17 protein-coding genes and 4 pseudogenes are annotated in these 23,152 nt (G+C 55.4%); 13 read left to right on the top strand and 8 right to left on the bottom strand.

Annotation, left to right across the window (positions count from 1 at the left end; translation table 11 throughout):
• Positions 1 to 61 precede the first annotated feature (61 nt).
• The 3 genes from avs1a to avs1c are packed head-to-tail and all read left to right on the top strand — an operon-like array spanning position 62 to position 7,323.
• Entirely contained in the window at positions 62 to 1,243 is a 1,182-nt protein-coding gene (avs1a, locus tag ASF84_RS21690; RefSeq protein WP_056840939.1) for an AVAST type 1 anti-phage system MBL fold metallo-hydrolase Avs1a, read from the top strand.
• A complete protein-coding gene (gene avs1b, locus ASF84_RS21685; RefSeq protein WP_056840938.1) occupies positions 1,240 to 7,047 on the top strand; it encodes an AVAST type 1 anti-phage system protease Avs1b in 5,808 nt (1,935 codons plus the stop codon). The genes avs1a and avs1b overlap by 4 nt, the downstream gene beginning before the upstream one ends.
• A gap of 12 nt (positions 7,048 to 7,059) precedes the next feature.
• Complete coding sequence (gene avs1c / locus ASF84_RS21680; RefSeq protein ID WP_056840937.1) at positions 7,060 to 7,323, top strand: AVAST type 1 anti-phage system protein Avs1c; 264 nt, start codon at positions 7,060 to 7,062, stop codon at positions 7,321 to 7,323.
• A gap of 749 nt (positions 7,324 to 8,072) precedes the next feature.
• Here the strand turns inward: avs1c and ASF84_RS21675 are convergent.
• A complete protein-coding gene (locus ASF84_RS21675) occupies positions 8,073 to 8,987 on the bottom strand; it encodes a LysR family transcriptional regulator (RefSeq protein ID WP_056840936.1) in 915 nt (304 codons plus the stop codon).
• 99 nt (positions 8,988 to 9,086) lie between these two features.
• On the opposite strand from ASF84_RS21675, the gene ASF84_RS21670 reads away from it, so the two are divergent.
• The 5 genes and pseudogenes from ASF84_RS21670 to ASF84_RS21655 all read left to right on the top strand — a co-directional run.
• Positions 9,087 to 10,139, top strand: a complete 1,053-nt coding sequence (locus ASF84_RS21670; RefSeq protein ID WP_056840935.1) for an aromatic ring-hydroxylating dioxygenase subunit alpha — start codon at positions 9,087 to 9,089, stop codon at positions 10,137 to 10,139.
• Positions 10,140 to 10,141: 2 nt separating this feature from the next.
• Positions 10,142 to 11,098, top strand: coding sequence for a PDR/VanB family oxidoreductase (locus ASF84_RS21665; protein WP_056840934.1), 957 nt, complete (start codon positions 10,142 to 10,144; stop codon positions 11,096 to 11,098).
• A gap of 36 nt (positions 11,099 to 11,134) precedes the next feature.
• Complete coding sequence (locus tag ASF84_RS21660; RefSeq protein ID WP_162241274.1) at positions 11,135 to 12,025, top strand: alpha/beta hydrolase; 891 nt, start codon at positions 11,135 to 11,137, stop codon at positions 12,023 to 12,025.
• A 302-nt stretch (positions 12,026 to 12,327) separates the two neighbouring features.
• Positions 12,328 to 12,519, top strand: a pseudogene (locus ASF84_RS29805) (transposase); the annotation flags it as partial.
• Between the two features lie 6 nt (positions 12,520 to 12,525).
• Positions 12,526 to 13,017, top strand: a pseudogene (locus tag ASF84_RS21655) (IS66 family transposase); the annotation flags it as partial.
• A gap of 51 nt (positions 13,018 to 13,068) precedes the next feature.
• Here the strand turns inward: ASF84_RS21655 and ASF84_RS21650 are convergent.
• Positions 13,069 to 13,527: a VOC family protein gene (locus tag ASF84_RS21650; protein WP_056840931.1), complete on the bottom strand. Its 459-nt coding sequence runs from the start codon at positions 13,525 to 13,527 to the stop codon at positions 13,069 to 13,071.
• Between the two features lie 233 nt (positions 13,528 to 13,760).
• On the opposite strand from ASF84_RS21650, the gene ASF84_RS28675 reads away from it, so the two are divergent.
• Positions 13,761 to 14,549 (top strand): AraC family transcriptional regulator, encoded by a 789-nt coding sequence (locus ASF84_RS28675; protein WP_236709462.1) that lies wholly within the window; start codon positions 13,761 to 13,763, stop codon positions 14,547 to 14,549.
• Between the two features lie 60 nt (positions 14,550 to 14,609).
• On the opposite strand, the pseudogene ASF84_RS21645 reads toward ASF84_RS28675, so the two are convergent.
• Positions 14,610 to 14,849 (bottom strand): annotated as a pseudogene (locus ASF84_RS21645) (transposase domain-containing protein); the annotation flags it as partial.
• Positions 14,850 to 15,231: 382 nt separating this feature from the next.
• Between ASF84_RS21645 and chrA the strand changes: the two are divergent.
• On the top strand, positions 15,232 to 16,584 hold the full coding sequence (chrA, locus tag ASF84_RS21640) for a chromate efflux transporter (RefSeq protein WP_056840930.1): 1,353 nt from the start codon (positions 15,232 to 15,234) through the stop codon (positions 16,582 to 16,584).
• A 460-nt stretch (positions 16,585 to 17,044) separates the two neighbouring features.
• On the opposite strand, the pseudogene ASF84_RS21635 reads toward chrA, so the two are convergent.
• The 3 genes and pseudogenes from ASF84_RS21635 to ASF84_RS21625 all read right to left on the bottom strand — a co-directional run.
• Positions 17,045 to 17,320: pseudogene (locus tag ASF84_RS21635) on the bottom strand (HoxN/HupN/NixA family nickel/cobalt transporter); the annotation flags it as partial.
• 85 nt (positions 17,321 to 17,405) lie between these two features.
• Entirely contained in the window at positions 17,406 to 18,065 is a 660-nt protein-coding gene (locus ASF84_RS21630) for a hypothetical protein (RefSeq protein ID WP_056840929.1), read from the bottom strand.
• Between the two features lie 149 nt (positions 18,066 to 18,214).
• Positions 18,215 to 18,661: a hypothetical protein gene (locus ASF84_RS21625; protein WP_056840928.1), complete on the bottom strand. Its 447-nt coding sequence runs from the start codon at positions 18,659 to 18,661 to the stop codon at positions 18,215 to 18,217.
• A gap of 207 nt (positions 18,662 to 18,868) precedes the next feature.
• On the opposite strand from ASF84_RS21625, the gene ASF84_RS21620 reads away from it, so the two are divergent.
• Complete coding sequence (locus ASF84_RS21620) at positions 18,869 to 19,741, top strand: esterase/lipase family protein (protein ID WP_056840927.1); 873 nt, start codon at positions 18,869 to 18,871, stop codon at positions 19,739 to 19,741.
• Positions 19,742 to 19,743: 2 nt separating this feature from the next.
• On the opposite strand, the gene ASF84_RS21615 is transcribed toward ASF84_RS21620, so the two are convergent.
• The gene (locus tag ASF84_RS21615) at positions 19,744 to 20,178 is read right to left on the bottom strand and encodes a low affinity iron permease family protein (RefSeq protein WP_056840926.1); all 435 of its coding nucleotides are present in this window, start codon (positions 20,176 to 20,178) and stop codon (positions 19,744 to 19,746) included.
• 94 nt (positions 20,179 to 20,272) lie between these two features.
• Entirely contained in the window at positions 20,273 to 20,830 is a 558-nt protein-coding gene (locus ASF84_RS21610) for a DUF4142 domain-containing protein (protein ID WP_056840925.1), read from the bottom strand.
• A 183-nt stretch (positions 20,831 to 21,013) separates the two neighbouring features.
• On the opposite strand from ASF84_RS21610, the gene ASF84_RS21605 reads away from it, so the two are divergent.
• Positions 21,014 to 21,757: a class I SAM-dependent DNA methyltransferase gene (locus ASF84_RS21605; RefSeq protein ID WP_056840924.1), complete on the top strand. Its 744-nt coding sequence runs from the start codon at positions 21,014 to 21,016 to the stop codon at positions 21,755 to 21,757.
• A 359-nt stretch (positions 21,758 to 22,116) separates the two neighbouring features.
• Positions 22,117 to 23,055 carry a LysR substrate-binding domain-containing protein gene (locus ASF84_RS21600; RefSeq protein WP_056840923.1) on the top strand — a complete coding sequence of 313 codons (939 nt, stop codon included), beginning with the start codon at positions 22,117 to 22,119 and terminating at the stop codon, positions 23,053 to 23,055.
• Positions 23,056 to 23,152 lie beyond the last annotated feature (97 nt).

The raw sequence follows: 23,152 nt of genomic DNA, 5'->3' as shown, positions 1-23,152 counted from the left end.
CCGAAGCATGGTTATTGGTTCTTAAGATAGACTGCCGCAAATCCATTGCTCATAGGCCACCATGCTGAGAGTAAAGATGTACCCGGCAAGGAACGGCGACGCATTTCTAATCGATGCATCCGGTACCTATATTCTTGTTGATGCTGGCTTCGCAAATACCTACTCGAACCACGTGGCCCAAGACTTGGCTCAGCTCTCAAATTTAGGCGGTCGGCTAAGCCTGGTTGTTTGTACGCACATAGACGCTGATCATATAGGTGGGCTTCTAGAGTTTTTCTCTACAAATGGGTCTCTCGCCACCAGAGCCATCGGAGTAGACGCAGTCTGGCACAACAGTTTGCGGTCGTTGCCAGAGTCGACTGATGTCCCCGACAGCATTCAGGATCTGATGGTTCTTGAAGCAGTGAGACGCCGTGGTTTTCCTAAAGCTCCTGACCGCTCGGCAAGCCAAATCACCGCTCTTCAAGGAAGCTCACTTGCCAGACTACTTAGGGAGCATGACTACGCCTGGAATGCGGGGGACGGGACTAGTTCCATAGACAACAAAACGTCGCCGCTCAACCTGCCGAATGGTGTGCAGATTCAAGTGATAGGACCAATGTTTGCGCGCCTTGAGGCGCTGCGGAGCTTGTGGTTCAGAGAAATGAGGAAACTCGGTTTGCGGGGGGGAGCCCTATCCAGCGACCTCGTTGACGATGCGTACGAGATGTGGTGCTCGGCTGCACCTCAGCCTTCGTTTCCCAAAGCTACCCCCATCGCGGCTAAGTTCGACCGTCGCCTTTCCGAAGTGTACGTTGCCGATAAATCCATCTCCAATGGAAGCTCCATAGCTTTTGTCCTTTCCACTGGTAGATCGCGCGTACTTTTCCTCGGTGACGCTTGGGCAGAGGACATTGTTGCGGCGCTGAAGCCATTGCAGACGACGGCCTCGCCGCTTCTCTTCGATGCAATCAAGGTTTCGCACCACGGAAGTCTGCATAATACAAGCGAGGAGCTACTTTCGGTTATTGACTCACCTTGCTTCCTCATCTCATCCGATGGTTCTCACCATGGCCATCCGGATTTTGAGGTCCTGGCAGAGATTGTTGATCGGCCGGCGTCCTTCGAGAGAAAGCTTTACTTCAATTACGCGACAACTGCGTCTAAACGACTGCAAGAACATATATCAAGGTCCGGCGCTAGGTTCAGCGTCCATATAATAGATGACCAGCACTGGATTCAAATGAAAGGGAGCGACTCATGACAGGAGAGGAAGTCAAACAGGCCACATGCCAAGTCATCGGAAAAGGCGAATCGGGGACGGGATGGCTTATCTCACCTGAGCTTGTGCTAACGGCCTATCACTGCGTGACAACGGAAGTTGCGGCTGGCGAGCACACCACGATTCGGTTTCGGGTAGGATCTACAGAGATTGAACAACGTGTTACGCCTCAATCTTTTGACGAAGATCTCGATGTTTGCTTGCTCCGATTACAAGAACCGCTCCCAATAGCCCCTATCACTATTGACGTCAAAATCCCACGGGAGGGTGAGCGATGGAATGCTTTCGGCTATCCAGTGGTGAAGTTAGCGCTTGGCCATGCTTTGAATGGTGAGATTCAGCAGGTCCTGAGCGAGCGGCTACACGGTGTAGATCTAGACCTCTCTGTTGAACCGGGCATTCATCTTTCGGAGTATCACGGACTGTCGGGCTCCGCCCTTATGGTTGGCACGGTCTGCCGCGGAATGCTCCGACTCAACATCGACAACTTTATTGGCGCGGTGAGTCTTGCGAAACTGCAACCTTTTCTTGCCGACAATGGCTTGATGCCAAACGAGTCAGATCCGGTTAAAGATGACGCCCCGACGGGCTTGCGCCCGGACTTCGATGAGCGCTTTGAATCCAGTCTCATAAAGAAGGGCGGCGGCTATCTTTTCGTCGATGGACCTCATGGCATCGGCAAGTCGACGTATTGCAGAAGCTTCACTCCTCAAGCATCGCAACTAGAGACTCTTGGAGTATATGCATTAACTGAGCGCGGGCATGGGTTGACACCCGCACATCAGGCCCAACCAGAGGTCTTTTTCGACTGGGCAAACTCCTTGCTATCCTCAAAAACGACCGGTAAGCCAGCACGATTGCTAGAGCTCTCATACGTCCAGCTTATAGAAAGAACACATGAGGTTTTGCAGGCGCTTGCGAACCGATGCACGAAGGCAGGAAAGGTTGGCGTGCTGTTCATTGACGGGATAAATGAGGCTGCAGCTGTAGGAAGAGAGAGCTTGCAGCGCTTCGTAAGTCTGCTGCCGCCCAAGGTCCCTCAAGGTCTTGTGATCGTAATTACTGGCGTCGGGCTGGATGCGCTTGCAAGCGGGATTGGCAGCATTCTTGAAGGCGCAGAGCGTTTGACTCTTCCAGTACTCAAGCGAGAAATCCAGTACAGGTTGTGTGTCGAGCTCCTTGAACGTGACAAGGTCAGCCCAGAATTGGTGGCTACATTATGTGACCGGGCAATGGGCCATCCTCTCTATCTTCGGTACCTCGTAGATCTCGTGAACGGAGGAGCAAGCGAGGGGGACATCGCTGAGCTACCAGCGTTCAGTGGGTCCATTCAGGACTATTACGAAACCATATGGTCCCACCTAATATTTGACGCTGATGCCATCAACTTGCTTGGCATCATTGCCCGACTCCGCTGGGGCATTCCCACATCCGATCTGATCTCCATGTTGACTCCGGCCGAATCAGGAGTCTTCGTTCCTACTCTTACGCGAATCCGACATCTACTCTCTCGCCCAGAGAACACGGAAATCTATCACCCTTCATTCTCAGAATTCATCGCCCACAAAACAACAGCGCTAAGCCAGAGGATACATACTCGACTAGCCCAATTCTGCGGACTCCCTGCCAGCGGTGATTACGGAGAGTTGAACAAGATCTGCCACGGCCTGCTTGGAGACCGAGAGGCTCAACTACATGCGATAAAAGTGTGTCAGCAGGACTGGGTGGACAGGTCCGTTCTTCTTGGTGCTGAGCCTGACGTACTTCTCTCTGACATCGACGAAACTCTCGCTTCAGCCACGCTCATCGGGACAGCAACAGACACCGTTCGACTGCTCCTGCTATCTCAAAGACTGACATTCCGTTACGACACTCTTTTCGCACAATCCGCAGAGTTGGTAGCTCTGGCTCTCCTGTCTCTCGGAAAGACGGACGAAGCCATAAGACACGTCGTTCGAAATGGACGTCTTATCGTCGACGCCGATGAAGTTTTTGCCGTCGCAAACGCCTTCACCCGTTCGGGCAGATACGAAGAGGCCCTGACCCTTTTAGATAAGTCTCAGTATGCGGTTAATAGCGTATTCGAACGATGGCAGTCCGAAGGGAGTGTAAGTGCGGAAGTTTTTTTTAATGCCGTGTCAGCTCGCTTGCGCGGCTATGGGCTAGCGCTCGCGGCTGGCGGTGATCCTCCCGTGAATGCATTTCTTAGTGTGATCATGAAAGTCATTATACTTAATCCAAAAAGCTCGCTCTCAGATGACGAACGGAGCGAATTTTTGCAACTAATGACTGGAGAACTAGTCGGCTCACAACTCTGCTTGCAGGGGAGATACCGAACCTTTTCACAGCTAGATGTCCCAGGAAAAGTGGACCCGTGTCACCAGTTGATGATATTCCTGCAGGCGCTGGCCCACGCTGAGATGCACTCACGGCACTACGGCATTCAGCTACCAAAGGATATGGTCGATCTCCTGCTCTCAGACATAGAGAGGGTTATAGATGCACCTCTTCGCTTTGAGGATAGGCGCTTTGTATTCAGCCGTGTCCTGATCGACGCCGGGGCAAACCCGAAGCTTGTTGAGGCCTACTCCACCAGCGTTGATTTTGGTGACGAATCTCTATCGTTTTCCAAAGAGAACCGAGCGGAGATAGATGAATCGGCTTTTTGCGAAGCGTTTGACCAACTGCGCGCCAAATTTTTTCTACGTGAAATCGTTGATCAGCCTCTTGTACAGATGCCGATGCCTGGAAATTGGGAGGCCACGCTGAAGTCCGTTGCCGTGGCAATCGCTTGGAGCGACGCCAGGGCACGGCGAGCCAAGGCGCTTTCGGACCAAGCAGCGCTCGATGAAACGTGGTCATTTGTCACTAGTTATATTCTTCCTTCTTTGTCCTTCAAGCTAGCTTCCCGCATCCGCTGGAAAGGTAGTTACTCCATTCCAGAGGTAATTATCCCGCTGCTTTACGAGCGACTAGCTAGGCTCACGTTGGACTGCTTTCCGCAGGGCGCGACAGCTTTACTTGAGTACATTGAACAGGCATTCAATGATCAGCTTGGTGTCTACAACGAAGGTTTCCGCCGAGCCATTCAAGTCGTAGTCAGCGTTTTCATCGTGAGTGACAGTAACCAATCAACCTCTGACAGTTTGTTCAATCTTGTCTTGCGTTGGAGGGACTACGTCGAGGTCAATGTGGAGAACAGATTTGAACTTGTTCCAGAACTGCTTCACATCGTTCCGTTATTATCCAGGTTGGGCGCGACTGAGGAAGCGCACCGGACCTACCAATCGGTACTGTCGTTTTCTATGGGGCCAAGTTGGTACAAAGAAGACCAACTTTCAATGATGTCAGGAACCTTAGAGTCGCTTTCCATTGACTCGGCAGTTCCAGCTTCTTCCCTTGCCCAAATTGCCGCCTATTTGGAACGAGCGAGTGGAGAGATGACGTTCCAGCGCTACGTCCGTGCAGACAAGGGCAACTTCATTGGGCAACTATGTCGGCGGTCGTTATACACGGACGCCGTTGAATACTTCAAGCATCAGGCCTGCGGTTCGCTCGAGCAACTCTTTGCCCAAGCATCGGCAGGAAATCTAGACAGGATTTCATCGCTCGTTGGTATGCGGTTTCCGGGCGGGGCGCTGGAGGAGCAGGCTGCTCTGCTGGCATTGCTCCGCCAAGCAAGGGGGCAGGCTGACTGGCGTTTGCGCTGGGCTCTTCTGGAAGTTTATCAGCATGGTGACGAGCGACACCTAACTGATTGGGGGCGTGAGTACGCAGAAATCATCACAGAGTTGGCGGCCGATTCGAGTGACTTGGCTTGGGCGGCCATGCGAATCCGTTCGATCGCTCACGCCATGAACTCTGAGCGCGCCCAACTACTTTTGGTAGCGCTAGTCTCTCGGCTTCCTGCGGGAATTCAGTCGGGCTTTACAGACAGTTTGAATGAAACCAAGGCAGCGCTGAGTACCGAGCAACATGAAAGACTGGCTGCAAGCCTCGATCTTCGTCATGAGCAAGATCACAAGGCGGCGAGTCCGCCTAATGAGTCGAAAACCAACGTTGACGATGAACTCGACGATGAGCGGTTGTTCATGCCGGGAACATTCGGAAAGCAATCTGCAACCAAAGATGCCGCCACAGCTCTTCAGACTGCGCAGTCTCAACTAAACCGTCGCAATTCCTCTGCTGCTGTTCAAGAGTGCATCAGAGCGTTGAGAGCTTTCCAATCAGGAGGATGGTCTATCTGGTCTGGCGACGGCACTGCTCGCGACGCTGACAGATTGATTCAGAGTCAGATTGAAGACGGGGATGCGCTTGTGCATCTTTATGGGCCGTTGATACTCGAAGAGCGCCACGTTCAGCGATGGAGGATTGCATCTCACCTAATCGAGCTTGTTGGAGAGAAAGTCGATCCTGTACAGCAAGCCTCCCTGCTAGCTGTCGCTGTGGACCATGTCGGTCAAATGGTTGGTAGCGCCTCGCAAGCACCTTTCTCTTATATTGGAAAAGGAGAGACAGGAGGCGCTTCTGCAGCTCTTTTTGAACTACTACTATGGACACTTGACCATCCAGCTTGGGAGCGTCGTGACAGTGGCGCCGCGATGATACTGTGGCTACTGCGTTCTAGCGATGCATGGGTCCCACACATCCTTCAACTTGCGGTTTCGATGGATCGACAAAACCGTGCAGACATCGCTGCTGCCGCTTTGGACATCATGTCGCAAGAAAATCCCATTGGGTTGTGGGAACGCATAGCACCACATATTGATATTGCGCAAATTATTGAGCGTTGCCAGCACGTAGGAAGGTTTGCGACGTTCTTGCGGATAGCGGAGCGTGCGAGTAAACAAAGCAACACTTCTGCCGTTGATGTTGTTAAGGCTATAAAGGAAACCCTTGGCGAAAAAATCTCTCCGGCAAGACCAGACGCTGCTCCTCCGAGTTACGTTCCGCAGAGCATGCTCGGTCTCTGGCAAACATTGGCAAGGCTTGGTGTGTTTACCGAAGCGTCACTGCTGAAGATCGAATCCGAGATGGCCGACTACTGCTCGCCACTTGCTATTGATGTGGCGGAGCAAGTAGAGATGCTTGTTGCTGATGGATTCCGTGAGGCGAGGGAATTCTCGACTGGCCGTTGGGCTGCCAAGATGCGCTGTGCCCTGCATGTAGCACTTTTCTACCCTATGCCCATTGAGCAACTCTTCATGATTGAGGCAGCGCTTAGGGTCTATAACCCTGGCACCCTCACGGAGCCTAGAAACGGTAAAAGCCTATTGGCAGACCTTGTGAGCTTACTCAAGGCGGGAGCAGAGCAAGACTTTAAACCGTCTAGCGGAAACCTCGTTTATTTGGATCTTCAATGTATATTAGAAATAGGAAGAGACGTTGCGCACGTTGATATCACGTCGTTTCTAGTTCCCCCAGGGCCGTTGGGTTCTTTGCGTCCCCCCCGATACACTTTTAAGTCAACTGAGCTGCCTCATCCAGGGCCCCGTGAGGGAATGACAATCTGTGGCAAAGTGGATCCCGTCGTAGCGTACTTTGGGTCGTTTAGTCCGGCCATCCCCACACAACAATTTCTACAATTCATCAGCGCGACACCATCAGCGACGGTTAGGTATCATTGGCGAGACGGAAGTACTGTGACATCCACAGGCTCAAGCCGTCGTTATGAGGCTGCGTTACTCGCAATTCAACGTGGTGCACTAGCCCTTCCTACAGGGTGGCGCATCTGTTGGGCCTTGCGAGTCAACAATGAGCTCCAAGCGATCCTAAACAAGTTTTAATGAGTGGTGCCTATGTTCACTTCTATGCAAACACCCTTGACGCGGGCTGAATTCGAAGAGCGCATGAACTATTCTGTCGAGCAGATGCGCTTGGGGTTGATGCATTTTGCAGAAGGCCTTCGCTCTCCAGAGAGCTTGCTGAAGGTGCGGTATCTGCCCAATGGTCGAATTGATTTGCTCAGCATTGACGAGTCGGCACGGCTGCATGCAAACATGTCCTACCAGATGCGCAATTTCGATCATAAACGTGCGCTCATCGATACCGCAGGGAGCTAGTAATCGGCCTTTCGGCCGTTATTGGTTGTGGCAAGTCCTATAGCGGTCACAGTGCCACCTGCTTCCGGCCGATCTCCGACGCTTGTCACTACGCTGTGTGCTGGTCAAGTCGAATGCAAACGGTTGATCAGCACGAATGCAATTGACTGGTCAGTGACAATGAAAATGAGTGGTCAAGTCCATGCAATTACGCAGTTAATGGTTGGGCATGCTGCTCGCTTCGCTTCCAGTTGACGACCGCAGGACTAGGCAGCTTACTGGCCCCCCATGCTTCCCATTGTCCTTGAAAGCCGCGTCGTTTCTGGTGCGACAGTTTTAATTGTCTAGAGCATGTGCGCAAATCGGCTTTTGAAGAGATTGCGACAGTTTTCCATTTTCTCCAAATGAAGCTGAATCCCTCGGATTTTGGGGTTAGCTGCGACAGTTTTAATTGTCTAAGATCACCAGTGTGATGAAAATTAATAGAGTCCGTCCACTAGGAATATAGTCTGTCCGCCCTCTCCAAGAGGGCGGACCTCAGTGACTGTTAACAGTGAAAATAAAAAGCTACCCTGATGAAACGTTGGGTTCGTTTCTTAAGCGTATATGTTTCCGCTCCGGAAGAGTACGCAGAAACAAGTTTCTCGAAGAAATAGATCCGCAAAAGTTCGCACCTTTATAGATTTTCTTTCTTCGCAACCCGGCCTTTGCCCGGCGATTGAAAACGAACAGTAACGGGATGAACTTCCTTGTGGCCAACATCCGGCCTTTCAGCTCATATACCTATCGAAAAGAAGCTTGACCAACTGGCGCAGCCATCTATTCCCAGGGTCGTGGTGATAGCGTGGGTGCCAATACTGCCGCAGGTGCAAGCTGGGAGACAGGATCGGGGTTTTTATCACCTTGACCGCATGGTAGCGTAGAAAAGTTTTCCCCAGTTCACTGGGGACGGTAGCAATTAAAGTCGGGTTTTTCTCTAGTATCATCGGCACCGTGATGAAGTGTGGGGTTGTAAGGTAAATCTCTCGGCGATGTCCCAACTCATCGATGAACTGGTCGTAGCGGGTACTACGGTCTGACAGGACGACAGAAACATGCTTCATGCCCAGGAACTGTTCAAGGTTTACTTCGTCGCCAGGGTAGGTGCAACTGACAATGGTGCAAAAAGAGTGCATGAACAGCGCTTGTTGAAAAAGGTTAGGGTCCTGAATGTAATGGGACCCAATAGCCAGATCTGTATCACCCCTCTCCAGTGAATTCGCAATATGCTCGGTGGGTAACTGCGACGTCCGTATTCGGCAATGGGGGGCCACGTCCTGAAGTTTCTCAATCAGCCGGGGCAAAAAGACCAACTCACCCATATCCGTCATGCAAAGGCTGAAGACCCTGGTGGATGTCATCGGGTCGAAACTGGCCTGCGCCAACAGCTTGTGCTGTATGGCGGATACGATCTCCAGAACTGAATCCCCCATCTTCTCGGCGAAAGGCGTCGGCTTCATCGAATCGCCAATACGGACGAAGAGGGGGTCTTCATAGAACTCCCGTAGACGTCGTAGTGCATGGCTCATGGCGCTTTGCGTCAAGCCAAGATGCTCCGCCGCCCGCGATACGTTGCGCTCTCGCAGAAGCGCATCGAACGCAAGTAGCAGGTTCAAATCGAATTTCTTGCCATGAAGGGTATGCATGATCTGTATTAGCTCTATGATCTAGGCGCATACATGATCTGCCTCTAGCATGGCGTCAGCAAGTGAGAAAAAACAAAAACAAGAAATGAGGATAACGTCATGCTTCTTCGTAATGCCTGGTATGTAGCCGCCTGGTCGAGTGAGGTTCCGGTCGACGAGCTTCTCGCAAGAACGATTCTTAATGTGCCTGTAGTGCTGTGGCGTGACAGCACTGGAGCGGTGGTCGCCTTTGAGGACCGTTGCTGCCACCGCGGGGCTCCGCTGTCTAAAGGGCGCCTGGAGGGCGATCAGCTTCGCTGTATGTATCATGGCCTGCTGTTTGATACAGCCGGGCAATGTGTAGAAATACCCGGACAAGAACGCATTCCGCCGCAAGCGAAGGTACGCACATTCCCCGTCGTGGAGAAACATAAGTGGATCTGGATCTGGGTGGGTGATGCCAGCCTGGCGGACCCGTCGCAGATTCCCGATACCCATTGGCTGGATGACCCGCAGTGGAGAAGTCTGGAGGGGTATACCTATTACACCACCCACTATCTTCTGATCGCTGACAACCTGCTCGACCTCGCCCATTTGCCCTACGTTCATCCAAACACGCTGGGTGGTGATGAGGCTTATGCGGCCTGTATACCTCAGGTCGAAAAGTTGGAAAACGGTGTTCGGGTGACGCGTTGGGGCGAAGGCATCAAACCGGCGCCTTTCGTGCAGAAGATTAAGAATTATCCGGGACCGGTTGATCGGTGGAATATCTACGATTTCCTGTTGCCCAGCATCTTCCTGATGGATTCGGGCATGCAGCCCAGTGGGCACAATGCCAAGGAGGGAAATCGAGTCAATGCGGCAGAGTTCCGTAGCACTCAGGCGCTCACGCCAGAGACGGACGAATCCACGCATTATTTCTTTTCGCAGCCTCACAACTTCGCTATCGACGATCCAGCGGTGACGCAGGCGATTCACGACCAAGTCATCACCGCGTTCGAAGAAGACAGCGACATGATTCATGCGCAAGACCGCATGTTGAAGCTGACGTCTGATTTCAAAATGATCCCGATCGGAGCGGATGCGGCCCTTTCATACTTCAGATGGCTTGTGGCGAAGGCTTATAAGGCCGAGCAGGCGGCGAGCAATCCCGTCAAGATCCAGGAGGCCTGAAAATGAGCGATTGGAACCGCGTTCGAGTGAAGGCGATTGTGCGGGCTGCGGACGCCATCCTGGATATCCACTTGCTGGCCGAAGACGGTCAACCGCTGCCTGCGGCCGAGGCCGGATCGCACATTGATGTACGCCTGTCAAATGGGTTGATCAGGCAGTATTCCATTCACCGATACGACCCCGTGGACGCAAGCTACTCGATCGGGGTCGGCTTGTCTGAACCCTCCCGTGGTGGTTCGGCGTTTATTCATACCCAACTGCGAGTGGGTAACGTGCTGGAAATCGGCGCGGTTCGAAATAACTTCCCATTGGAGCGAGACGCAAGTGCTTACTTGTTCATTGCTGGGGGGATCGGCATTACGCCGATTCTCAGCATGATTCGCTGGTGCGACGCGAATGACAAACCGTGGCAACTTCTTTACTGCGTGCGTTCGCGATCCCGAGCCGCCTATATCGAACACTTGCCTCGTGGCGGAAAACTAGTGTTTCACTCGGATGAAGAAAACGCCGGTCGCCCCGACCTGCAGACGTTCATCCGTCAGGCAGGCCCTACGGACCACCTTTATTGCTGTGGGCCAGCGCCGCTCATGGACGCAGTACGGAATGTCGCACAGGCGTACCTGCCTGCCGGACATGTGCACTTCGAGTTGTTCAGCGCGCCGCAGTCGAATGCTACTGAAAAGCCACAGGACAGTAGCTTCGTGGTGGAGCTTGCTCGCAGCGGTATGGAACTTACCGTACCTGCCGATAGCAGCCTCCTCGATGCGCTCGAAGGGGCGGGGTTAAGCGTGCCTTATTCCTGCCGGGAGGGGCTTTGCCGTACCTGTGAATGTCAAGTATTGGCCGGTGAGGTTGATCACCGGGACTATGTCCTCAGCGATGAAGAGCGTGCATCCAATACGGTCATTCTGCAGTGTGTTTCCCGTGCCAAGTCAGCAAGACTGGTGCTCGATCTCTGACGTGCACTGGATTCACGCCATGCCTTGGAGGCAATGATGAGTCGTTTCGAACTGAACGCTATTCGTGGCGAGCTTCTTTCTCGTAGAGAAAATCCTCCCGGGTCGTTGCAGCAGGCCCGGATCGGATTCGATCAATTGTGCAAGCGTTTTTTGCCGCCGCCTGGTTGCAACTCTGCAGTTTCGACACTCGGTGGCGTGCTCGTACGAACGTTAACCTACCTGGCATCCCGGCGCTCGTTGCTCTATGTCCACGGCGGTGGATTTATGGTGGGCAGCGCTGAAGGTTTTGAGGGGGTCGCCGGCACGCTGGCTTCTGGTACGTCCGCTACGGCTTATGTGGTCGATTATCGACTAACACCTGAACATCCTTATCCGGCTGCACAACAAGACGTCCTGACGGTCTACGCGGCGTTGCTCGCCAGCAGTGAAAAGGCGAGCGATATTGTGTTGGCGGGAGACTCGGCGGGAGGGCACCTCATTATGGCCGCTCTGATTCAGGCCCGGGCCATGGGACTGGAAATGCCAGGTTGTGTCGTGCTGTTTTCTCCCTGGGTGGATCTTACCCTCACCGCAGAGAGCATCCATAGCAAAGCAGGTGTGGACTGCTTCCTCACACCTTCGAAGCTGCAAGCCTGTGCTAACGCCTATCTGGGAGAACATGTTGAGGCTGCTTCTTTCATCCTGGACGCTGACCTGGAAGGTTTGCCGCCGTTGATGATTCAAGTGGGGGAGTCTGAAATCCTCCTGGACGACGCGGTACGCCTGGCGAGAAATGCCGGATCGGCGGGCGTGGAAACCAGGCTGGAGGTATGGCCGGGAATGTTTCACGTCTGGCAGGCGTATTCACCGGTTCTCTCTGAGGGGCGTGAGGCGCTCGTTGCTGCCGCCGATTTCATAAACAGGGTGCTGGCACGGGAAAGCCGTTGATACCTGCCCGGACGCTTACTTTAAAACGGTCGCCGAAGCCTGTCTGGCTTCGGCGCATTGAAGTCCACACTGCTCAAGCCTGGATGTCATCTGCGACGCCTGGCGTGCTGCCTTTTTCCTATTGTGTAACAGCCCCAGATGCATCCCGCTTCAGACATCACGAATAATCGAACGGACAAGCGAGTGCAATGGCCGCTATCCTGTAAGCGGCCAGCGAGCACACCTTCAGAAATCCGGAATTAAGAGCGATGGTGTCCGTCTGTTTTTAAGCGGACGCGATCACCCTTATCGCCAGGATTTCCATGCGCCAACGAAGCTCCTACCTCAAACCCTTCAAGGCCCAGGTCGTGCAGGAATGCCTGAAACCCGGTGCCTCAGTTTCCAGCGTCGCCATCAGCCACGGCATCAATGCCAGTGTGATTCGCAAGTGGCTGCCGATTTACCGTGATAAACCCGTCGCGCCACTTCCCGCGTTTGTACCGCTGCAACCGATGCCTAAACAGTTGGCCGAACAAGCGCTGCACTCAATCGGCGGGCTGTACGAAGTCGAACGGCAGGCCAAAGACATGAGCGATGAAGAACGATGGCGATTACGCCAAGAAATAGCAGCGCCCCTTGCACAGAAGTTACATGAGTGGATGCTGGCTCAGCGCGACCTCGTGCCCGAGGTGTCGGCCACGGCCAAGGCTCTGGATTGCAGCTTGAAACGCTGGGTAGCGCTGACGCGCTACCTGGATGATGGTGCCGTACCCATCGACAACAACCCGGTGGAGAACACGATCAGGCCATGGGCGCTTGGACGCTCCAATTGATTGTTCGCCGGGTCTCTGCGCAGTGGCAAACGAGCGGCAGCGATCATGAGTTTGATCCAGTCGGCACGCATGAACGGGCATGATCCGTACGCGTATCTCAAGGAGGTACTGACGCGATTGCCGACGCAGAAAGCGAGTGAGATCGAGCCTCTACTGCCGCATCAGTGGATGCCTGGCTGATCTATACAAGGCGTATTCCCCGTACGCTTACTGACAGCCTTCGGCAGGAAGCTACTCATTAGCCTGCATCAGTTCCAGAGTGATGTGATCTGGCCCGGTCACATATACAACTAGAGTGCCCTTGCGTGGGCCTGCGGGAATCGCTTGAGGCTTGCCTCTTGCTTTCCAGCCTGCTTGCTCAATGCGTTCGAGTACGGCGTATATGTCTTGCACTCTCAATGCCAAATGCGCTGAACCAATCGCTGATGCCGTAGGTGGCGTGATACCGTGGCGGTCACCCTGCGAATATTCCAGCAACTCTACTCGGCTGCCATCCGGGCCTTTGACTATCGCCGTTCGCACGCTCGGATCGGCGGTGCCGGTGACTTGCAAAATGAATGATCCGCCCATTTCCGACTGACGCTCAAGGGTGAACCCAAGTCCAATTGTCCAGAAGCGAATGGCTTCTTCCAATGAGCTGACGGCGAAGCCAATATGATCGACGGCATGCACCATGTGGTTAGAATTCATCAAATGATCCTTTAAAGGTTCACGGGCCAACTAGGAAGGTGAGCTTGCGCCTCCAGCTGTTACGGTCAAAATACAGAAAATAAATGGGTAGAGATACGCATAATCAGGCCAATCCAAGAGAAGCAACATTTGCAATTTTTAAACATTGAGTCTTCCTCTGACCGGTCTTATTCTGCATTAGGCATTCAGGATACGGCTACCTCGGATATGACATTGGATAACGTAAACCAGCCATGAACCGCGCGCTTATGCCACTGGTGGCGATAGAGCAACGCGACCGGGCGATCCGCGAAACGGCGCCCCACACTCATACGACAGGCCAACTAATCGCAAGCCTTGCCGGCCTGCTTTCCGTCAGCACTGACGGCGGCTCATGGGTAGTGCCGGCTACCCATGCCATTTGGATACCTCCCCGTGTCGCACACGCGATGATGTCACATGGCGCTTTTGCAGGAGCGATGGTCTATATCGCGGAGCAAGAGTGCGGGATCCTGCATCAAATGCCATGCACATTTAGGGTCAGCAGTTTGCTGCGCGAAGCGGTAAGCCGCGCTGCGTCGTGGGGACAACCACCCCGCAACGAAATGGAGTCGCGGGTTGCAGCAGTCATCTTGGATGAAATTGCTACCTCACCCGCTGAACCCATCGGTCTGACGCACCCCAATGACCCGCGCTTGAGGCGTATCACCGATGCGATACTTGCTCAGCTTGATGACAATAGATCACTTGAAGATTGGGCTGTTTGGTCAGGTATGGCACCGCGAACACTTGCCCGGCGTCTGGTCGCTGAAACCGGTTTTGGTTTTTCTGAGTGGCGACAACGTGCACGCACGTTGCGTGCTATTCAACTATTGGTCGAGGGGATGTCAGTGACGACAACGGCGATTGAGCTTGGCTACGAAAATATTAGTGCTTTCATTGCCATGTTCCGTCGGATAATGGGTGTTACGCCAGGACAATATGTGCGAGCGCAGACACTGATTAGCAAAGAGGCAATTTCCAGATCAAGTGGATGGGTGTAAGAACCGCTGTACCCTCCAACCCGATCCTGGTAAGCGTCCGCCGACGTCACCTTGCACGACTTAGGCAGATACCCACTGATACGGCAGCAGTTGCTCAATCTCACTCGCTCGCTGCGTCGGCAACCGCGCCAGCACATCTTTAAGATAGGCATATGGATCGTGCCCATTCATGCGCGCCGATTGGATCAAGCTCATGATCGCCGCCGCCCGCTTGCCACTGCGAAGCGACCCGGCAAACAACCAGTTGGAACGTCCAAGTGCCCACGGACGAATCTGGTTTTCGACCGCGTTGTTGTCTATGCCTGCCTGACTCAATAGCAACTGTGTTTTTTCCATGCATCCACACTCTGAATGTCGCCGCATACTACGGTTACTTTTCTGATACTCAAATGACGCAGGGGCAAGGCATAAATAGGTCACTTACTCAGAAGTTACACTGAAAAATACTCAGAACAGTCTTAAACTGGGACAGTTTTGTGTGTGTTTCCTTGAGCGCTCTGAAAGCCTTGAAACCTTAGCCCTGCGTGCGACAGCGTTAATTACGTGTTCACGAGCACCGATCGATGACACCGGCACCCTCTGGTCTCGATCTGCGATAAACCCCCCTTCCACCTGTGCAATAAACCCTGGCCGGTCATCCTCGGCGATCGGCTCACCGGGTTTGTAAAAGAGGAACCACCCGATGAGCCACATCCCGGACCCGCAAGAACATGTGCCCAAGCCTGAGCCGGTCACGCTGCGTGCAGCGTTCTGGTTCTGGCTGAAGCTGGGTTTTATCAGTTTTGGCGGGCCGGCAGGGCAGATCTCGATCATGCACCAGGAGCTGGTCGAGCGCCGGCGCTGGCTCTCCGAGCGGCGCTTTCTGCATGCCCTCAACTACTGCATGCTGCTGCCAGGTCCCGAGGCTCAGCAATTGGCGACCTACATCGGCTGGCTGATGCATCGCACCTGGGGCGGTGTCATTGCCGGTGTGCTGTTTGTGTTGCCCTCGCTGTTTATCCTGATTGCGTTGTCGTGGATGTACATCGCCTTTGGCGAAGTGCCGGTTGTGGCCGGGCTGTTCTATGGGATCAAGCCTGCGGTCACGGCCATCGTCGTGCAGGCGGCTCATCGGATTGGCTCAAGGGCCTTGAAGAACAATGTGTTATGGGCAATCGCGGCGGCTTCATTCACGGCGATTTTTGCATTCAATGTCCCGTTCCCGCTGATCGTGCTGGGTGCCGCCCTGATGGGCTACCTGGGTGGTCGCCTGGCTCCTGAGAAGTTCGGGGCGGGCGGTCATGGTGGCGAGAGAAAGTCCTATGGGCCTGCCCTGATCGATGACGATACGCCATCCCCCGAGCACGCTCGTTTCAACGGGGTGAGGCTGGCCCTGCTGGCTATTGTCGGTGCCGTGCTGTGGGCGCTGCCCATGGGAATCCTGACAGCGCTTTTTGGTTGGGAGGGCACGCTTACGCAGATGGGCTGGTTCTTCACCAAGGCCGCCTTGCTGACTTTTGGCGGTGCCTATGCCGTGCTCCCCTACGTGTATCAGGGCGCTGTGGGTCACTACGGCTGGCTGACACCGACCCAGATGATCGATGGCCTGGCCCTTGGGGAAACCACACCCGGTCCTTTGATCATGGTCGTGGCCTTTGTCGGTTTTGTCGGGGCCTATGTGTTGCAGGTCTTCGGTGCCGACCAGGCTTTTCTGGCGGGCGCCGTGGCTGCCGCACTGGTGACCTGGTTTACCTTCCTGCCGTCGTTCCTGTTCATTCTGGCGGGTGGTCCCCTGGTGGAATCAACCCATAACGAACTCAGGTTCACCGCACCTCTGACCGCCATTACCGCAGCGGTGGTGGGCGTGATCCTCAACCTGGCGTGTTTTTTCGGTTATCACGTGTTGTGGCCCCAAGGCTTCAGTGGCCACCTGGACTGGCCATCGGCGCTGATCGCGATTGCGGCGGCAATTGCCTTGTTCCGTTTCAAGCGGGGCGTCATTCAGGTGTTGGCAGGCTGTGCGCTTGTCGGGCTGGCAGTGCATCTGCTGCGATGAACTGGCCTTCACGCTATTGGGAAAGCCCGCCTTTAGGTCCAGCCGGGGCGGGACTTACAGATCAGTGGCAGTGGTAGTCAAATGAGGTAGCGAACATTCGCGACAGTAAGAGCATGGCGAGCCACTTGATCAGATCAAGGCTGCTGTTTCGGCCAGACGATAAGCGTTCGAACGAGGCAACACCAAATGCCTCTCTAGGGTCTGTTGCCGTTTCATCACGGCCGCGCCGGCGCCCGTTTTGCCGCGAGGCAAGGCAGGAGCCGCGAAGTCTGGTCATTCCAGATGAGTGGCGAGTAACGCAGTCTCGCGGCAAAACAGGCCCGGCCCTACGGGTTGCGTGCCCAATCTCGCCAGGCGGTGTTGGAGGACTTGAAAAGGGAGTGACCCTTTTCTGCGTCCTCCGCCTGGCCTGGCGAGATTTGGCCCAGCAACGCGGCTCGTGCTGAAACGACAACAGACCCTAGGCATTCAGGCCAACCCAGCCATGGAAACCTACATACAGACCCACGCCGATGATCAAGACACTGGAAAGGTAAGGCGCACGTCGAGCCACAGTGCCCAGCCACGGCCAGCGGTTGGAGGCCTGTCTGGCACCAATGGCGGCCGCAGCCCCCACAGTGACCAGGGTGATCGCCAAACCGATGCTGAAACAAAGGACGAGCATGCCGCCAAGGGCAACGTCCTTGACCTGAAGGCACAGCAACAGCACGGTGATGGCCGCAGGGCACGGAATCAAGCACATTGATAGCTCCACAACACGGATGTCGAGCTATCAATCTGTAAGGCGATCTACGCTGTTTTGCAGAGAGGGCAACGCACTTTCAACAACCGGGCGATGCCAGCCCGGTCCCGATAGTGACGGCCGTCACAGGAACATGGGCAAAGGCTTTCTTCGCACCTTCTGCAAACTGTGGGTCGCAATTGAAGTTTGTGGCGTTGACGAAGTCTTCACCCTTGGCTTTTAAAATCTGCTCCGTCCAGGCGTCAGCGGCTGCAATGGCTTCGTCAGACGTGAGTCTGATCTCCAGCAATACCTGCATAAAGTTGACTGCATGCGGGCCTTCCCAGAGCGCATACACAGAAGGGTCGAAGGCATTGCCACACATACTGAGGCAGTCGGCCGAATACACCATGACTCCGCCCGATGAGGCTTCGAATGCCCCGAGGGTCAAGGGTTTGCCCGGAGCAGGCGCGTAGCTGCCTACGAAACGGGTGAGGTCCGCCTGGCATTCAGGTGCTGTTTCCAGTCTGAGCCTGGTGACTTTGCCACCCTCGATCGTCGCGGTGACATCGCAACCCTGGACCTTGAAGGTATGTTCGTCCCCGTTCGACTCTTGGGCAATGCCTGCAATCGATTCGAAGTACCGTTGGTTCTTGCCCAGCATGTCGCCCGTGAACACCTCTGCGACGGTCGCCGCTTGTGCTGTACCAAACGACAACAGCACTGTTGCAATACCGAGACGGGTGGCTACTTTCATCATGGATGATTCCATTCATTACTGCATTGATGGGGCATGTCCACCTCAGGGTGGTAGATTAAACACTGTAACGGCCTGAATATTCAGTCACATCTGTTCCCTGGATCAAGTCTCGGAACGCGTGATGCATGCAGGCGGTGTCACTTGCTCATCTAGACCGGTGCCGCAGCCTCACGTTGCTGAGCCGCGGCCAGAAACCCTGCAAACGTAACCACCGCAACCAGCGGCCAGCCAAAGACCACCAGGCGCGATATCAACGAGGTGTCGAACCAGCCGACCAGGCCGATGCAGGCCACGACCCCGCACAGCAATCCCTGCCAGGCGCGGCGATGCCAGGCGGGCAGCGCGTGCGATCGTAAAAAATGGTTATGCAGTAGCGCCACGGTGACCAGCCCCGCCCACCCCAACAGCGTCATGGCCAACAGCTTTACATACAGGAATATCCCGTATTCAGGGGTAAGGCCGCGGATGAAAAAAAGCTCATAGATCATGCCCCCTGCCACCACGGTCCCAAAGCAGGCGGCCAGCAGCGTCGGCAAGACGACAAATACGCCGACGGCCAGGATCAGGATTTTTCTGCAGACTGAAACGTTGCTCATGGTGGTGGACCATTGCTGATAGTGGTTCTGCGCCTGTACCAAAGCCGTCGCGAGTTGATCGGGGCGCCGACCGGCCCCACCCACCATTGACCGCGTCGCCCTGGGCTGTTCGTCTGTCTCTGCGTGCGCCCCGGCTTTCCAGGCTATGGTTAGCCTGCACGACTTCAGCAGTCCCTGGCTAACTTACCCTATCCACAGGTAATGAACATGGACATGGATGCCTCTACGCAGTACCCGATCGTATTGATCCACGGCCTTTTCGGCTTCGACAAGATCGCCGGCTACCCTTATTTTTTCGATATCGAAAACGCGCTGGAGCGGGCCGGTGCCACGGTCTTTGCCGTCAATATTCCGTCCGTTCACAGCAATGAAGCGCGTGGCGAAAGCCTGCTTGCCCACATCGACCGCATCTTGCTGCAAACAGGTGCCGCCAGGGTCAACCTGATCGGCCATAGCCAAGGACCGCTGGCCGCACGCTATGTCGCCGCTCTGTATCCGCAAAAGGTCGCATCGGTCACCTCGGTTGCCTGCCCCAATCACGGCTCGGAGATTGCCGACCTGCTGCACCGGGCACTGACGCCTGGTGAATTGCCCGAAGCCCTGGTGCTGGCGCTGTTGGGCACGGTCGGCACCTTGATTGCGCTGATCAGCGGCAGCCCGCAACCGGTGGACCCGCAGGCGGCATTCGGGTCATTGACCACGGCCGGCATGGCCGACTTCAATCGCAAGTATCCCCAGGGGATGCCGGCAGAGTGGGGCGGGGAGGGCCGTGAACGTGAAGACAACGGCGTGCATTACTATTCCTGGAGCGGGATTGTGCAGAACTTTCAAAGCCTGCAGCCGCTGGACCCCAGTCATTTGAACAGCCTGGTGCTGTCGAAATTCTTTGTCAGGGAAAGGCACGCCAACGACGGGCTGGTGGGGCGCTACAGCTCGCACCTGGGCAAGGTGATCCGCTCGGACTATCCGATGGATCACTTCGACGCCGTCAACCAGATGGCCGGGATTACCAGCTGGAACGTGAACCCGGTCGGGCTTTACCTTGAGCATGCTGCACGGCTCAGGCAGAAGGGGTTGTAAGACTACGAGGCTGGCTGCGTTTTATCGCGCGGGCCTTGTGCGGTCACTTCATCCTTGACGACAGTCTCCTGTTCCAGAATCTCGATCTCCTCGCCGCTGGCCAGCTTGCGGTACTGGCGGCGCAGTTGCTTGAGCTGCTTGGAGTCCTTGCTGTCCAGGTCCAGCACCGCCCGGTGCGCCTGGTTGGTGGCCCTGAGCAGTTCATCGATCTTGATGTGCAGGATGTCGTTATCGCGGTTCTGGGTGTTCTGGATGATGAACACCATCAGGAAGGTGATGATGGTGGTCGAGGTATTGATGATCAGTTGCCAGGTGTCGTTGTAATGAAACCAGGGACCGGTGGCGGCCCACACCATGATCAGCAACAGGGCGACCAGGAAAGCCGTGGGGCTGCCGGTCTTTTTCGAAATGGCTTGGGCGATCTGGGCAAATTTCATGACGGGCGTTCCGGGAAATCCATGTTCCTGGCGTCTTCGGGCACATCACCTTCAAGTGAGTGCCCGAAGAGGCGATGACACTGTGGGGTGAGGCTTATTGCTTGGTGGTGTCGCCGGTGGTCTTGACCGCGTCGCCGCTGTGTTTGGCTTCGTCACCGCCGTATTTTTTCGATAGGGCTTTGGCTTCTTTCAGGTGCGCTTCAAGCTTGGGCAGGGTAGCTTCGGCGAACGCCTTGATTTCAGCGTCCTTGCCATCCTTGATTTGCTCGTTGAACAGTTCGATGGTCTGCTCGTGCGCCTTGACCTGATTGTTGGCGTACGACTTGTCGAAGGATTCATCGCGAATATCAAGAATGAGCGCCTTGGCCTTGTCCATCAGTTCGGCGTCCGAGCTCACCTCAAGCTTCTTGGTAGTGGCAATACCCTTGAGTTTTTCATTCGCCGCGGTGTGATCCGTGATCATCATTTGCGCGAATGTCTTGATGTCGGCCGACTGGCTTTTCTGCTGCGCCAGCTTGCCGGCTTCGATTTCCGCAATGCCCTTGGCCGATGCTTCATCGACGAACGCTTTGGGAGAATCCGCTGCAAACGCCATGCTGCTAGCCATTGCAACAAACAGGCTCAGGGTGCCAGCGCGAAATACATTCTTCATGAGTGAACTCCTTTCAGGTTTTAGTGGCCATGCCACAAAAGGGACAAAGGCCCTCAAAACGAAGTTCAACGTTTTTGCCGATCATCTGACCCGACGGTTTACCCAGCGCTTTTGCAGACAGTCGCAGGCGTTCAGGTATGATGCCGCGCCCACTGCCCCTCATGCCTATCCGGCCGGTGCTCTATGACCTCCAATGCGCTCTACACCGATCTGTCCGGCTACTACGACCTGATGTGCGCCGACATCGACTACCCGGCGCAAAGCCGCAGCATTCGCAGGCTTGATCAGTTGTTTGGCAATGGAGGGCGCAATCATCTGGACCTGGCCTGTGGCACCGGCCCGCATATCCGCCACTTTCTCGACTTCGGCTACCGCAGCGCCGGCCTGGACATCAACCAGCCGATGCTCGATATCGCCGCTCAGCGCTGCCCCGAGGCGCGTTTCGCGTGTCAGGACATGGGCGACTTTACCGTGGCTGAGCCGCTGGACCTGGTCACCTGCTTTCTGTATTCCATCCACTACAATGCCGGCATCGAGCGCCTCAAGGCCTGCATTGCCAGGGTGCACGATGCGCTGGGTGAAAAGGGTGTGTTCTGCTTCAACGCGGTGGACAAGCACCGCATCGACAACCGCTCGGCGGTGAGTCACAGGGTCACCCAAGGCGACAGCGATTTCGCCTTTGGTTCGGCCTGGCATTACCCCGGTGAAGGCGAGCGACAATCGCTGCGGCTGCGGATCGACAGGACCTGCGCCGGGGTGAGCCAGACCTGGCAGGACGAGCACCCGATGGTGGCTGTCAGCTTTGCCGAGTTGCAGGCGCTGTTGCAGCCGCAGTTCGAGGTCACGCTGTTCGAGCATGACTATGAAAAAATCACGGCCTGGGACGGTGAGTCCGGGAATGCAATTTTTGTTTGTGTAAAAGCCTGAAGGCGGGGGCTGCCCACGACCCTGCTGCGTCCCTGCCACCGTTATCGCCGGCAGGCCGCCTCCCACACGTCGCGCGTTTCTGGTGGGAGGGGGCTCTGCCCACGATGGCGGTGGCCCAGGCACACTGACCGTGTCGTCGCCCGTACCAAAACAGCGTTATTATCCGCACCGAAACAACAGGGCAATTGAAGTTGTAATGAATGAACGCACTTATAGAACAGCGCGGTCATGGCGCTTGATAAAACAGGACGTCGTAAACACAAGGTTGATACTGTACAGGTTACGTTAACAAGTGCCGTGAACTCGGCGTGGTCAGACGTCGTATTTTTATAACAACACGTCCACTGCCAGAGGTGTTCATGCCCGCCGCTGAAGTTCTCAATCGGGTCAAAGGCTACCGGCGGTTGATTCCGTCGATGACCGCGCTGCTGGAGTTCGAGGCCGTGGCCCGGCTGAGCAGTTTTACCCTGGCCGCCCGGGAACTGGGCGTGACCCAGGCGGCGGTCAGCAAGCAGATCAAGCTGCTGGAGGAGGTGCTGGGGGTCAAGCTGTTCCACCGCCTGCACCGCTCGATCCGGCTGACCAGCGAAGGCTATGTGCTGTTTACCGTCACCGCCGAATCCATGCAGAAGATCGCCGGCGCCTTCGACAAGATCGCGGCCGGCACGACCGGACAGGAGCTGGTGCTGACCACCACGGCGGCGTTCTCGCACTTTCGCATCCTGCCCCGGCTTGGCCGCCTGCGGGTCTTGCAGCCAAACCTGCAATTGCGCCTGACCACACAGATGTTCACCTCGGAGCTGCGCCATCACGACATCGACCTGTCGGTGCGCTACGGCAGCGGCAAATGGGATGACGGTGCGGCCATCCACCTGTTCGGCGAGGAGGTGTTTCCGGTGTGTTCGCCGGCCTGGCTGGCGATTCACCAGGCGCCCACGTCGCTGGAAGAACTGTTCCAGGCCGAACTGATCGATTCGGACCCCACCTCCGAAGGCTGGATGACCTGGCAGTCCTGGTTCAAGGCGCTGGCCGGCCCGACGGCGCGGCGCAAGTACAACCTGCGGTTCAGCCTGTATACCGACACTATCCAGGCGGCGCTGTTCGGCCAGGGCATCGCCTTGGGCTGGAGCGGCATGCTCGATCATCTGCTGGCCTCGGGCGACCTCATACGCCTGACACCCTATGCGGTAAAGACCCAGGAATCGCATTACCTGGTGGTGCCCAATGGTCACCCGGTCACCCCCACGGTGCAGGTACTGGTCGAGTGGTTGCAAGCGACCGCCCAGGTCGGTCGCTGATCATAAAGAATCAACAAGTACTACGCATAACCACAAGTGATGCGAGGCGGATAATAAAGCGCGTTGACCCGTTTACAGCCTCTCCAGATACTCGGCG

This window comes from Pseudomonas sp. Leaf127, from assembly GCF_001423155.1.
Classification (GTDB): domain Bacteria; phylum Pseudomonadota; class Gammaproteobacteria; order Pseudomonadales; family Pseudomonadaceae; genus Aquipseudomonas; species Aquipseudomonas ovata.
This window is presented reverse-complemented; position numbering and strand designations above follow the sequence as displayed.

Coding starts and splice junctions, on each gene's coding strand:
- avs1c (WP_056840937.1), top strand. CDS start 7,060: ATGTTCACTTCTATGCAAACACCCTTGACGCGGGCTGAATTCGAAGAG.
- ASF84_RS21615 (WP_056840926.1), bottom strand. CDS start 20,178: ATGAAATTTGCCCAGATCGCCCAAGCCATTTCGAAAAAGACCGGCAGC.
- ASF84_RS21610 (WP_056840925.1), bottom strand. CDS start 20,830: ATGAAGAATGTATTTCGCGCTGGCACCCTGAGCCTGTTTGTTGCAATG.
- avs1b (WP_056840938.1), top strand. CDS start 1,240: ATGACAGGAGAGGAAGTCAAACAGGCCACATGCCAAGTCATCGGAAAA.
- ASF84_RS21650 (WP_056840931.1), bottom strand. CDS start 13,527: ATGAATTCTAACCACATGGTGCATGCCGTCGATCATATTGGCTTCGCC.
- ASF84_RS21665 (WP_056840934.1), top strand. CDS start 10,142: ATGAGCGATTGGAACCGCGTTCGAGTGAAGGCGATTGTGCGGGCTGCG.
- avs1a (WP_056840939.1), top strand. CDS start 62: ATGCTGAGAGTAAAGATGTACCCGGCAAGGAACGGCGACGCATTTCTA.
- ASF84_RS21670 (WP_056840935.1), top strand. CDS start 9,087: ATGCTTCTTCGTAATGCCTGGTATGTAGCCGCCTGGTCGAGTGAGGTT.
- ASF84_RS28675 (WP_236709462.1), top strand. CDS start 13,761: ATGAACCGCGCGCTTATGCCACTGGTGGCGATAGAGCAACGCGACCGG.
- chrA (WP_056840930.1), top strand. CDS start 15,232: ATGAGCCACATCCCGGACCCGCAAGAACATGTGCCCAAGCCTGAGCCG.
- ASF84_RS21660 (WP_162241274.1), top strand. CDS start 11,135: ATGAGTCGTTTCGAACTGAACGCTATTCGTGGCGAGCTTCTTTCTCGT.
- ASF84_RS21600 (WP_056840923.1), top strand. CDS start 22,117: ATGCCCGCCGCTGAAGTTCTCAATCGGGTCAAAGGCTACCGGCGGTTG.
- ASF84_RS21605 (WP_056840924.1), top strand. CDS start 21,014: ATGACCTCCAATGCGCTCTACACCGATCTGTCCGGCTACTACGACCTG.
- ASF84_RS21625 (WP_056840928.1), bottom strand. CDS start 18,661: ATGAGCAACGTTTCAGTCTGCAGAAAAATCCTGATCCTGGCCGTCGGC.
- ASF84_RS21620 (WP_056840927.1), top strand. CDS start 18,869: ATGGACATGGATGCCTCTACGCAGTACCCGATCGTATTGATCCACGGC.
- ASF84_RS21630 (WP_056840929.1), bottom strand. CDS start 18,065: ATGATGAAAGTAGCCACCCGTCTCGGTATTGCAACAGTGCTGTTGTCG.
- ASF84_RS21675 (WP_056840936.1), bottom strand. CDS start 8,987: ATGCATACCCTTCATGGCAAGAAATTCGATTTGAACCTGCTACTTGCG.